The following is a 12,730-nucleotide window of genomic DNA, read 5'->3' on the forward strand; positions in this document are numbered from 1 at the left end:
GAGGTTCACTTTGAGGCTGGTTTTGAAACACGTTGTCCCCACCAAAGCAGGAACTTGGCATTACCGCCGCCGACTCCCGAAAGACGTGTCGGAGGTCTTGGGACGGGGTGAGTTCAAGCGCCTTCTCGGTTCCACCGAAAAAGAAGCCGTTCGGAACTTCCCGAAGGTCAACGCAGAGTTTGAGCGGCTGGTGTCCGAAACCCGGAGACGGGCGGCGGCGGCGGCTACCCCCACTCTTGGGGCCGCAACACCGTTGGAAATCCACCGCGCGGCGGAGCGTCGTGCCCGTGAACTGGCGCAAGCCTCGATCACCTTGGGCAGTGAGTCGCTCCCCGGCGACCACTACGACGCCATAGACATTCTCCGCGAAAGCTACCTGTCGTCGCGTCCCGTGGACCCGGAAACGGGCGAGCCCTTGGGCGATCCTGGGGTCGAAGGTCGCGCAATCGCCTTGCTGTCGAGCGGCGGCAAGCTTCCCCGCCCTGCCCCGACCATCGATGACGCCCGAAAGCTCTACCTGAAAGAGCGTGTCGGAGACGACGACAAGAAGAAGCTAGAGCTTGAACGTGTTTTCCGGTTGGTCGGGGAAGCGCTCCAACAGGACCGAACCTTAGCGAGCCTCAAGCGGGAAGACGCCAAGGAGGTCCGCGACCATATGCGGGATGGCCGGAAAGCCTCATCCGTTGACCGCTATCTCAACGTGGTCCGCGCCGTCATCAATCACGCCATCCGCGAATTTGACCTCGGCGGCATGGCGAATCCCTTCATGCACCTTGAAGCTGGTCCAAAAGACAAAGCCGAGCCAGACCGCGACAAGCGCCGACCTTTCACAGAGAAGGAATTGACCGCCACCTCCACGCGCATCATCGCCATGGCCCGAGCCGACCTTCGGCAGATTTGGCAAATGCTGGAGGGGACGGGGTGTCGTCTGGCCGAGATTGCTGGCCTTCGGAAGGCCGATGTCCACCTTGACCACGCAATCCCTCACATAGTTGTCGAGTGGCACGAGGACCGCCGAATCAAGAATGCAGTTTCCCGTCGCGCTGTTCCCCTGATGGGGGCTGCTCTCGTAGCGGCGCGGGATGCCGTTGAAACCTCGACAGGCGCGAATCTACTGTTCCCGCCATATGGCCGCCTTAAGGGTCCTGCGGCTGCCTCGGCGGCCCTTGGCAAGCACGTTCGGGCCTGTGTTATCGATCCCAAGGTGACCACCCATTCCCTCCGTCACCTAATGAAAGACCGGCTCCGGCTAGCGGGAGTCTCGAAATCTGACCAAGACATTGTTCTCGGCCACTCATCAGGTAGCGTTGGGGAGGACTACGGCGGTGACGAGGCCCGCCTAGAGGTTGCACGACGGGCCCTTGAAGCTGCTCTGTCACAGTCGAAGGGCGCGCCCAAGAAGGCCGCCTGACCCCCCCACAGCGCCACTGTGCTGGCGACAACGATAGAGGCCCCGCCCAAACTTGAACGGGGCCCTTTCAGGTCATCTTTCGGGCCTATCCTCAATGAGCGCCCCGAGGGTGGCTGTGAGGGGTATCCAGTTTCCCAACGGCATCAGGCGGGCGGCGGTACGCAGTTGCTGCTGTGACACCTCCTCACCCTCCCACGCAGACTTCATCGCACCCCGTCCGAAGTTTCGGAATACGTCAATGTAGTCGAGCGCCGGGGAGCCTAAGAACGCGTCGGTGGCTGAGCCAGAGGCTCGGGCGTTGCCGAACTGCGGCCCGACGGGAGTCCACATCGTAAGGCTATCGAGGAACATCGGGACCACCGAGGCGGTCGCCGTGCGGGCCCATCCGTTCTTGACGAGGTTCACCGGGTCCATGGTCTCCTCCCAATACTTGTCCCACCCATCTTGGGTGACTGCCGTACCGGCCTGACGCACCATGAAGGTGGCAGCGCCAGCGGCCAGTTCTCCGAGGAGGAGGACGAGCATCCGGGGATCGGTGAATGCGCCATGGTTCAGAGACCAAAGCGTGGACTTGGCGAACGCGCCGAAGACGAAGGAGCGGAACTGCGTGAACAGTTGTGCCACAGGCACGGACATCCACTTCGAGAGCCCGCCGAAGTCGTTCTGCTGAACGAGACGGTCGGTATAGCGCCCGAGGAAGACCCGGTACTTGGTGACGGCATCCGTGTCCCACTTGCCGACGTTGACGCCGACGATCTTCCGGCCTTCGAACTCCGAGTGGTCGAGGAGGTTCTTGAACAGGAGCTTGGCGTCCTGCTCCCCGAGGCCGATGGAGGCCAGCCGGTCGAGGTCCCGCTGCTTGATCTTCGAGAGATCGAAGCTCCCGTCCTGCTGGCGGACCTTCCGGGCCATTCCCGCGATCTGCTGCGTGATGGCTTTCATCGCCCACCGCTGCTGGTAGTCGTGGATTTGGCGCATGAACGAGACGTTGGTGGTGAGCCGCTGCCCCGCGTCCAGAACGTTGTCCACGAACTGTGTCACGCGACCACCTGGCTCTGCTCCGAGACGGTCGTCGGTGAGGCGGAGGTCGTAGCGGTTCCAGAGGTTATCCAGACCGATGCCGGTCATGTCGGTCAATTCGTTGAGGAGCCTGTCCTTGCTGGTTTTCCCGGCCATGACGGCGCGGGTCATCGAGCGGAGTGCCGGCATCTGCGAGACCGCAGCGCGGAAGCCCGTCAGGGACACGATCTTCCACGTTTCCTGCACCTGATTGAGGCCCATATTGGACATCAGGCGGACGAACTGAAACGCCTTCACTCGGCGTATCCACTGAGCGTAAGCCTTCTCGGAGCCGTAGACCGGCATCCCGTTGATACGCTTCCAGCCGAAGTCGATGTTCTCAAGGGCGTTGTTGAGTTCCGCGTCCTTCTCCCGCTTGGTCCCCGGCATGAGCCTGTAGCTCTCCGCAAGGGACTGCTTGAGCTTCGCCAGATCGGCCTCCGAACGGATGCCATCCGCGATCACGTCACCGTTGGACGGGTTCATGATCTTGGTCTTGGCGAAGGCCACGCGGCCCGACATGGAGCGCGCATAGCGGCGGTAGAGGAGTTCGGCGTCATCCTCGAACAGGTCCCGAACCCGAAGTTGGTGGACGTTCCCTTGTCGATCCGCGACCGAGAACTTCTCGTTGTAGTCGAGGAGCGTCCTGCGCTTGAGGTAGCCTACGCCCTTCGAGCCGTCCGTGGTCTTCTTGGCGTCGTCCATCATCCCCGACAGGAGATCGAACACCTGGCCCAACTCGTCGTCGGATAGGAGGTTCTTGTTGTCGAGGGTGTCGTAGAACGAGGACTTGAAGCCCTCCCGGTCGTTCATGTGGAGGGACTTGCTCATCCCGTCCTCGATCCCGTACCCGGCCTTGCGAAGGTTCCCCCAATAGCCTCGGGCCATTTTGGCGGCCAGCTCGTCGCTGATGTCGGAGGAGTGCTTGCGGATAGCGCCCTTAATGAGCCCCTCCATGACCTCGTGGTGGAATATCGTGTCCACCTGAGCGATGCGCTCATGGTTCGCCACCAGTGGAAGGTAGTTGGCGTCGGCCTTGCCGTTCCAGAGACCGGCTTGGTTCATTTCATCGGCAAAGGAGGCCATGCCCTTCTTGAGGGCGCTCGCCGCCTTGACGACATGCTGGTTCGTGTCCGGGGACGGATGGGGTTCCCAAACGTAGTCCGCGACGAGGCGATTGAACTCGGCCTCGCGCTGCGCCTTGCCCGTCATGTTGAGGCGCGACAGTCCGCCTTCCGCGACGTAGGCGTTCTTGGCCGGGACGTACTCCAGATTGAAGTTGCCCTGCATCTGTCGGTGGAGTGCGGTGAAGCGGGAGTTCACGCTGTCGGGGACGACGCTGTGATCCTTGAAGCCCGCCGTCTCCTCAAAGAGGTTCTGCCCGATGAGGCGGGTGAGCGGGTTCTTGGCGGTCGTCATCTGGCCCGTCACGTCGCCCTGTCGGAACCACCCGCCGAAGCCGGTAGCAACGTCCTCATCCCTGATCTCGACGGAGAGGCTCCGCGCGTCGGGAATGAGGTTGTCTCGGGCCATCGGGTTTCGAGCCGCACCAGCGGAGCCGGTAAGGTTCACCGGAGGGGCCACAGGACGCGCCGATAGCGCCACCTGCTCGAAGGCAAGGTCAGCCTCGTAGGCCGTCGCTCGGCCGCGCGTGAGGGCACCACCTAGGGCCCCGAACAGGGCACCCACGCCAGCCGCCATCAGGGGGTCCGCGTGGGGGTCATCGAACAACTGCTGCGAGCCGTAGTCGATGGCGGCGTTGGAAGCGGCACCCATGGCAGCACCAGCAGCGGCCCGACCGGCGACCGAAAGGCCACCGATGGCTGCACCGGCCATGCCGCCCGTGAGGAGCGACGGAAGGGCCACTACGGGGTCCGTAGCGCCCACCAAGAGGGATGCGCCTGTTGCTGACCAGCCGCCAGCGGCGAGGCGCTCTTGGCGGACGACATCCTCCGAGGCCCACTTTAGGCGCTGCTGGAGGACGTTCTCGGAACCCGAGGAGAGGAGGAAGTCGTGGTAGGTGTCGGGGTACTGCTTCGCAAGCTCGACGCCGCGATCCTCCCCGATCTGATAGCCGGGATCGATGGTGTCTTCGGAGGCCCACCGGAGCATCTGAGCGGTGATCGTCTGCGACTGGAAGGCCGCGCTGACCTCACCGCCAAAGCTGTCGTATGGCTGCGGTTCGGGGTTGGCGTTGCGCTCCACGATGTTGACCGGGCGCTGTGTGCCGAGGGCCGCGTCCGGGTGCGTGGTGATGTCAGGATTAACGTCGCCCTGGGTGTCCGGGTAGTGGGTCCGTTCGGTGGGCGTATAGGTGCCCCCGAGAAGGGCCGCGGCCTTCCGCTTATGGCCCTCCATCTGGTGGTTCACCTTGTCGTCCGAGGTGCCCCAAGCGCCGCCGTTATTGGCGTCCGACTTGTGGCCCCCGTTGGGGCTACCGGTGTTGATGGTGGCGTACATCTGGTGGATGCTCATGCCCGGCTTGAAGCCGTTGGCGACGAGGAAGTCCGCCGAGGAGCGAACCGCGTCCTCAATGGGCATTCCACGGTAGTAGTTGAACTGTTTGCGCTGCGGCTCGCCCATCTGGATCAGACCGCGATGGGTGCCGTGTTGGGTCGTCGGGCCCTTCTGCCAAGGGTCGAAGGTGCCGCCTGTCTCGTAGGACATGACCGTGGCGAAGTCTTGGGGGTCCGCCCCGATGCGTTCCGCTTCCGCCCTGATGGCGTCGGCAAGTCTGGTAGTCATTCAGTCTCCTATTGCGCTCTTGCGCTGTTCAAAAAGAAAGACCCCGCTCAAGAGCGCTGAGCGCGTCTCGAAACGGGGCCTTAAGATTCATTTTGGGAGGGCGCATAGCAGGGTGGCGGTCGATTGACACGACACCTTGAGCCCACTACGTCGGCAGTGGGCGTCCCCCGATACATTCGTTCAGGCAATAGTCCAAAGCATCGCCATATGCCGTTCGTGCAATCCACGACGGACGGGCCGCTAAGGGTCTCTCTTAGCTCGAATGTAAGGAGGATTGGTCAATGGGAAGTACAAGTTCTCATAAACCTGACCTTATTCGCTACTTCCGCCTCGCGATCCGCTGGATCAAGAGGGCGTGGGACCTCTACCGGGTATACGAACTCATAGAGGCACTGGTCGAGGCAGCTTAAGAATAAGGGTATTCAGGGGACGCCCACCTATCGCGACAACCTTAGACCCGCACAATCCCGGCCCGTACAGCCGCCCCGAAGGACAACGCTGGCCGCCCCGGAACAGTCACGATCCACTCGCCCCGGTTGTTCTTCGACAGGGCCTTGCGTTCTGCCGGAGACATGCCCTCGACCATTTCGGCGAACGCTTCGGGATTGGCGGTTGGTAGAAGCGCCAGACGGTTCACGGCTTGCTGCCCGAAATGCTGCATCTTGCTCGCATCGCCCATGATCGTTGCCCGCCGTGCTTCTCGAAGCTCATCGTCGGTCATCGTCTCCATCAGCATATTGACGGACGAACCGACGCCCAAAAGCGTATCGTTCGCTTGGGCCGTATATCCGGCGACGATCTGGTCTAGGTGGTCGGCGGTGACGCCCTCCGGGAGCTTGTCAGCCTCGGGCAGATAGCCACTGTCGGCCACCTCGTCCAAGCCCATATCGACCATCTGCGGACCATGGGCCTGTTCGATGCTCTGGATGGTTTCGCTGGCGACCCGTGCGGCGGCCTCTAGGGCGTGTTGGGCCTCTTCCAGGGTGTCGGTCCCGGTGTCGCTCTGGCGGTCCTGTGCGGAGTCGTGAGCGCCCTTAGCGCCGTTGCTGGTGCCGGTGTCGCCCGCCGTCGCGGCCCACTGCCGGGCTCCACGCTCGACGGGCTGCTTAAAACCCGACGCAGCATCCTCCCGGCTGATAAGACCGGCCTGTATCGCGGCCTCGACAGTGGTCTCAACGCCACCGATGACAACATGACCGGGACGGAGAGAGGGGGCGGCGTATGCGGTCTGAATACCCATGGTCCGGGAGCCGTCGCGGCCCTTGGTGCCGACATCAACGTGCGTGGTCTTGCCGCCGATGGTGATGGTCGGCATAGCTGGGGCGAAAGCCTTGTGCCCGTTGGCGTTCTCGAATTGTCGGACGAGTGCCTCGTGCTGTTCCGGGGAGTAGCTGCTGTCGATGGTGACTGAGTTAATATTAGCCATTGATGAGGTTTCCTGTTGAAGTTGACTGAGTCGGTTTCTGAATCGCGTTTGCCGCGTTTAGCCGAGAGTTTGTTCGGTCTTTGGGGGACGAGCGATCTACGGGTAAGTGCGTGGCTGTGACCGGGAGGCGGACGACAACGCGGTCCTGCCACCAATCGCCGCTCGGGGTGATCCCCGCCTGTCTCATTTCGCGGTAGCGGAAGACCATCTGCTTGACCCTGCGGACTGGTGCGCCGGTCGTCTTCCCGATCTCGTATTCGGATGAGTAGCACTGGCCGTTTTCTCGCTCGATGACCTTGGTCCAAGCGGCGTTGTCGGCAATCGCTGCCGCTGCTTTGTGGTTCATGTCATTTCCTTAGTTTCGATGTGATGGCTGATGGTTCGGAGGGTGGGGCGTCCAAGCACGACCACGAGGGCATCAGCCACAAGGCTTTCGTGCCCTTCGCCGTACTTCGATCGGTCCCCAATGGCGGCCATGAGCCGTTGCGCTATGCGGGCGACGACAAGGGCCCGCGCGTGGCCCGTAGGCTGCACGATCTGGCGGCCCATAGCGGTCAGTCTCCACGGAGACGGGAGAAATTACCGAAGGCGGTGTCGAACGGATCGGACTTGCTCCAATCGCCATCCGTGAGAACCTCGGCAGGTGCCCCGCTTTGATCCTCGGCAAGCTCTATTGCCGGGGGTGTAATTGGTGCACTCCCAGCGCTGGTACAGCGGGCGCACAATCGCTCATGTCCATGGCCCGCGACGTACAAGACTCCGCATCCACGACACTTACCCTGGCGGACTCCGAATCGCCTGAGCATGTCGGAACTGTCCCGAAGCGCTACAACTCTCACGCCGCCCGCCGTCATTGTCTGCGGCGGAGCCAGCGCCGAGGCGTCTACCCACGGTCGGGCCGCCCACCCTCGGCTCATAGACCACGCTCCAGACGTAGCGCCTTGCTCTGATGCGCCAGCGCCGTGTCGTTCCGCTTGGCCCTGCCCCGTTCCCAAAGCAGGTTACCACTCCGAAGGTCGAGGGTGTCGCCGTTGGAATATCTGATTACGGACTTGGCGCCCGCGCCGACGACGACACGAGCCACCTGCACAAGCGTCCCGCCTCGTGTCCCGTCAGGAACATAAGTACGGACGTATTCGCGGCCCTGTGAGTTCGCGTTCAAGAACCATGCGGCGGTCGCTCCAGCGTCGAGAACTTGCCTGTATGCCCCTGCCTCGACCAAGGCATGTCGTCTCCCTTGACGGTCGAGTGCAACCCTAAGGCACTCCACGCCGTACTCATCGGTGAAAGGGACCGGGGTGGGTCGAGAAGGCTCGCGCGACATTGAGCGGCGGGATGTTTCCGCGCGGATGATGCTGATGTTCGGCAGTTTAGGTGATGGCGATAAGAACATCGCTGGTTCCTTCACATGAGAAAAGCGAACGGCCCTGCAAGGTGTCCTGCAAGGCCGCTCAAGATTGATGATGATGGGTTTTAGGCTTGGTGCGCCGCTTGCTGCCCTATGGGCGCTACTGTTGCCGGGCTAATACACGTCTGAAAACTGATAGCGACACGGACGGACGCGATGGCCAACTAGCAAGGGGAAATCCAACGGACTCACTGTCAGAAGCACTCTGTCCGTGGTTCCTTGGAGGAGGGAGCCGTAGGTGGGGGCATATCGAAGGTGCTCATATCGAACAGCCGTAAGGGGCCTCCTCGCTATACCCTTATAGGTATGTACAGGGGGACCCCATCCTAGAGGTAAGGGGTAATTGGATGAGGAGGGAACAGCGGTCCGCGTTCACCCACTTACCTATCAGCGCTCATCTTCCTCCTCCTCGCTTGAGGACACGGCGACTGCGCGTCCCCGACGCTGCCGCATGTCGCGGCGGAAGCAGTGAACGGACAGGTCTCCCCGCAGTTCCTCCGGCAGGACCGCATTAAACTCGACCACCTTCATGACCGCCCAACGAAACGGCGTCAGCACGTCCGGGGAAGCGAGCCCGCTACCAGTTGCCAGCGCCATGGCGGCTTGCTGTAGGAAGTCTTCTGCATGGCGAAGTGCCGTGACTGCGTTCCTCACCTCTATGTCCAGTCCATGAGCCGAGGCCGCTTCAAAAAAGGCAGCGTCGGCGGCGATCAGTGCTCCGATGGAAGCTTTGAGGTCGGATAGCGAGGTGGTCGAAATGGGAGCCACTGTGGGGTCTTGGTCGATATGCATAATGGGCCGTCCTGTGTTGAGTGATGATTGAACGGCAACCACATAGACGCCATAAAACTGATTTGAAACAATTACTTAGTCCCACAATCGGAACGATATTGGTTTCGTCCCATTGCCGAGACCAATTTCTCCAAGGCGGCCAACGCCTCTTGCGCGAGATCGCCGCCGGATCGTCCCACGACAGGAACGAATGGACAAATTGACTCAGGCAGGAGCGGCGCGGACTATCTAGTAGCGGGTGGTAATCACCAGAGTCGCCAAAAGGGGGCAACGGAAAGGCCCCGGCAGGGTCGCCAAGGAGCCTCGGAGTGGTTGCGCGAGATCAGGGCCTACCAGCGAAAGAACGTGTCCCATACGCCCCATAGCCCTGCCAGCGCCACCGGGACAATCACAACCAAGCTGATGGCGCTCATTGCGCTGCCTCCGGCTGAACCCTTTTGGCAGCTTTGGCAACTGTCGCCCGACTGGCACCCGTCAATCGCATGACGGCGCTCCACGACTTCCCCTCGGCTAGTAAAATGCCAATCTGCTCTAGCCGCTCTGTGTCTTCTGGGCGGCCCCGATAGGCTCCCTCGGCCTGTGCCTTTGCGATGCCCTGGGCCTGTCGTCTGCGGCGGTCTTCGTAGTCCTTGCGAGCGATGGCGGCCAGCATGTCCAGCATCATGCCGTTGATGGCGTCGGCCATGCGTTGCGTGAACTCATCCCCGTTCGCTCCGACCATCTGCCATGAGGTCGGCAGGTCCAATGCGACGACGCGGAGGCGCTTTGCTGCGATCTCAGACCGGAGCTTCTGCCAATCGTCAGCTCCCAATCGGGACAGGCGGTCCACCTGCTCGCACAGTATCACATCACCGGCGTGGGCATCGCCGAGTAGCCGGTGAAGCTCGGGCCTATCCAGTTTCGCCCCGCTCTCGTTCTCGACATACCAGCTTGCAATCGTCATGCCTCGCTCGGTGGCGAAGGCTTCAAGATCTTTCCGCGCCCGTTGGGCGTCCTGCTCTTTGGTCGAGGCGCGGAGGTATGCGCGAATGAACATGACAGAGGCTCTCATCGGTCTGCTTGAACTGGTCTGCATATTAGTGGTCTGCATAGGGCTGTCAATGGCAATTAGCAGACCAACGTTTGCAGGGTGGCTGAATGGTCTGCCAGAGGCGCACCCAGAAGTAACCGGCTCTGGCCCCTGTCCTGATGGCCATTGCTCGGCCTGTGGGCTCTGCTATATCGCCCCCCGAACGTGGCCCCCGGAGTGAGACGAGATGGACGAGACAGACGCCGTAGTGGTCGACAATCGGAGCGACTTCGCGCTGTGGGCAATTGAGCGCGCCAAGGCTATCGTCGGAGAGCAAGGCACGGCTCTCGCACTGGCGGCTCGTGACGGGGACGAGGAGGCTTTGAGGGCGACAGGGAACGCGCTCGGCACCGCAATCTCCGCAGCGCTGCTGGAGGTATTTGACGGACTGCTGCCAGCCGAAGGACGGGACTGACCTGACTTCAATCCGCGCGACAACCAAGCGCAGCCGCTCCGTGAGAAGACCCCCTACCGGGGGGTATCGCGCCGCCTCACTTGTCGAGGTCGAGGTCTCAGATTTTTTGGTATTTTTTAGATCGGTCTATCGGTAAGCCTCCGGTGGGGGCCGCGGCCGCCTTGGATTGTCAGCGTGCCTGACTACGGCTTTTCTCGAAGCCGACCTTGCCGAGAGCGCGGCGTCTGGCGAGCTTTTTCATCCGGGTTTGGATTTCGTCTTCATCGGCATGTGCGGGATCGAACGGACGGCCGTGCCAGCGCTTGAGTTCGCGATGCTGCTCGTGCTTGGGATCGGCGATGGCGTCGAGGAACAGTTCGAAGCCGGGGATGCCGCCGACATCTTCGGGTGGGGCGCGGCCGGCGCCGTCGATGTAGCGGGGATACTCGGCGGCGGGATCGGCATCGGCGACCGCCTCGATCGTGATCGTGTGCCTCCAGTCGTCACCGAAGTCGTAGGTGTAGGTCAGTTGCATGATGCCGCGATCGACCAGCGAGCCGAGCCGCAAGGTCTTCGCCGAGTAGGTTTTATCGCGCAGGCTATCCCATTCGGGATTAGGGATGGCGTAGCGCCTTCCGTCGGCGCGGAACTCGAACAGGTGATAGTCGTCAAACGGCATGGCCGCCTGGATTACGTCGTGCAAGGCCTTGAGCGTTGCCGTCAGCGGCACCTCGGCGCGCCGCCAGATGGCTGGCTGCCAGTCATCGAGCTGGATCCTGATGCGGGCGATGCGATCGGCGTGGCTCATGCCGCCAATCTTGCAGATTGCGCCTTCCAGTTCCACGGCAGGAGTTCGGACAGCCGGCTTTGCGGCGTGTCGGCGATGCGGGCGAGCACATCGGCGAGCCAAGCCTGCGGGTCAGCATCATTGAGCTTTGCCGTGCCGATCAGGGTATACATGACGGCCGCGCGATCGGCGCCACGGTCCGACCCAGCGAAGAGCCACGACTTTCTGCCGAGAGCCAAGCCGCGCAGCGCCCGTTCGGCAGCATTGTTCGTCAGGCAGATGCACCCGTCTTCGAGGAAACGAGCGAAGCCCGCCCAGCGTTTGAGCATGTAGTCGATCGCCTGGGCGACCGGGGCGTGGCGCGAGAGCCTGGCACGCTCGCCACGCATCCATGCTTCCAGCTCGGCGACGAGCGGCGCGCTTCTTTCGGTCCTGACGACAAGACGCTGCTCGCCAGCCAAGCCGTTGATGTCGCGCTCGATGTCGAACAGGAGATCGATGCGTTTGACGGCTTCGAAGGCGATCGGCGAGATCGGCGGCGCGGCCTTTCCCCGACGAGCATTGGCGGCGATGTCGGCAAGCACGAAGAACTTGCGCCGCGCATGGCTCCAGCAGAGCGCCTCCGTCACCGGTCCGGGCTTGCGGTCGCGGAGGTAGAGCCGGTTGTAGCCGGCATAGGCGTCGGCCTGCAGAATGCCGGTGAACTGCCTCAGGTGCCGCTCGGGATGATCGCCGGACCGGTCGCGGGATGCGTAGAACAGGGCTGCCGGTGGTGATGCACCGCCGAAGGGCCGATCGTCGCGGACATAGATCCAGGCTCGACCGGTGGTCGTCTTGCCCTTCGCCAGGATCGGCACCGTAGTGTCGTCGCCGTGAAGCCGCTCTGCCGAGAGCACATGGTCCTCGATCAGCGCATGCAGCGGACGCAGCACCACCGCGCATGCGCCGACCTGATCGGCCAGCGTCGACAGGCTCAGCTCGATGCCTTCGCGGGCATAACGCTCACTCTGCCGGTTCAGCGGCTGGTGCTGGCCGAACTTCTCGAACAGCACCATGGCAAGCAGGTTCGGGCCGGCAAAGCCGCGCGGCGTGACGTGGAACGGCGCCGGTGGCTGCGTGATCGCCTCGCACTGCCGGCACGAGAACTTCTCGCGCACCGTCTGGATCACCTTCCACTGGCGCGGGATCACCTCCAGCGTCTCGGTGACGTCCTCGCCCAGCTTAGACAGCCGGACCGATCCGCAGCACGGGCAGCTCTCGGGTGCGGCAATTACCACGCGCTCGCGCGGCAGATGCTCCGGGAACGGCTTGCGCGACGGGCGCCGGCGCTCGAATGAGCGAACCGTCTGTGTCTGGGACGCCGCCCTCTCGGCAGCGAGTTCGTCCTCCGATGCGTCCGCCTCCAGATCCTCGAGCTGTAGTACCATCTGCTCGAGCAGCCTGGCCTTGCGTTCCGAACGGCTGCCATAGAGCTCGCGCCTGAGCTTCTCGATCTCCAGCTTCAGTCGTGCAATCAGCGCCTCCGTCCCGGAACTGACCGCCGCCGCGCGGGCGGCAAGGGCTTCGGCCTCAACGCGCGCGGCGCGCTCCGCGAGGATCATCGCGTGGGCGGCGGCGAGGTCGGAAGGGAGCGATTCAG

Annotated in this window: 8 protein-coding genes and 1 pseudogene; 2 read left to right on the plus strand and 7 right to left on the minus strand. The window is 62.7% G+C overall.

Annotation, left to right across the window (positions count from 1 at the left end; translation table 11 throughout):
- Window positions 1–10: 10 nt before the first annotated feature.
- Window positions 11–1,297, plus strand: a pseudogene (locus Amn_RS15760) (tyrosine-type recombinase/integrase); the annotation flags it as partial.
- A gap of 186 nt (window positions 1,298–1,483) precedes the next feature.
- Here the strand turns inward: Amn_RS15760 and Amn_RS15765 are convergent.
- The 5 genes from Amn_RS15765 to Amn_RS15785 form a co-directional block, all read right to left on the minus strand.
- Window positions 1,484–5,215: a hypothetical protein gene (locus tag Amn_RS15765; RefSeq protein ID WP_286290308.1), complete on the minus strand. Its 3,732-nt coding sequence runs from the start codon at window positions 5,213–5,215 to the stop codon at window positions 1,484–1,486.
- Window positions 5,216–5,666: 451 nt separating this feature from the next.
- Window positions 5,667–6,641, minus strand: a complete 975-nt coding sequence (locus tag Amn_RS15770; protein ID WP_286290310.1) for a hypothetical protein — start codon at window positions 6,639–6,641, stop codon at window positions 5,667–5,669.
- Window positions 6,634–6,987: a hypothetical protein gene (locus tag Amn_RS15775; RefSeq protein WP_286290312.1), complete on the minus strand. Its 354-nt coding sequence runs from the start codon at window positions 6,985–6,987 to the stop codon at window positions 6,634–6,636. The genes Amn_RS15770 and Amn_RS15775 overlap by 8 nt, the downstream gene beginning before the upstream one ends.
- A gap of 1,449 nt (window positions 6,988–8,436) precedes the next feature.
- A complete protein-coding gene (locus tag Amn_RS15780; protein ID WP_286290315.1) occupies window positions 8,437–8,841 on the minus strand; it encodes a hypothetical protein in 405 nt (134 codons plus the stop codon).
- Between the two features lie 409 nt (window positions 8,842–9,250).
- Window positions 9,251–9,877 (minus strand): recombinase family protein, encoded by a 627-nt coding sequence (locus Amn_RS15785; RefSeq protein WP_286290317.1) that lies wholly within the window; start codon window positions 9,875–9,877, stop codon window positions 9,251–9,253.
- A gap of 220 nt (window positions 9,878–10,097) precedes the next feature.
- On the opposite strand from Amn_RS15785, the gene Amn_RS15790 reads away from it, so the two are divergent.
- Window positions 10,098–10,325, plus strand: a complete 228-nt coding sequence (locus Amn_RS15790; RefSeq protein WP_286290319.1) for a hypothetical protein — start codon at window positions 10,098–10,100, stop codon at window positions 10,323–10,325.
- A 169-nt stretch (window positions 10,326–10,494) separates the two neighbouring features.
- On the opposite strand, the gene Amn_RS15795 is transcribed toward Amn_RS15790, so the two are convergent.
- Window positions 10,495–11,112, minus strand: a complete 618-nt coding sequence (locus Amn_RS15795) for a plasmid pRiA4b ORF-3 family protein (protein WP_286288506.1) — start codon at window positions 11,110–11,112, stop codon at window positions 10,495–10,497.
- Entirely contained in the window at window positions 11,109–12,692 is a 1,584-nt protein-coding gene (gene tnpC / locus Amn_RS15800; protein WP_286297879.1) for an IS66 family transposase, read from the minus strand. Before tnpC ends, Amn_RS15795 begins: the two co-directional genes overlap by 4 nt.
- Between the last annotated feature and the right edge of the window lie 38 nt (window positions 12,693–12,730).

Source organism: Aminobacter sp. Y103A, from assembly GCF_030294925.1.
GTDB classification, from domain to species: domain Bacteria; phylum Pseudomonadota; class Alphaproteobacteria; order Rhizobiales; family Rhizobiaceae; genus Aminobacter; species Aminobacter ciceronei.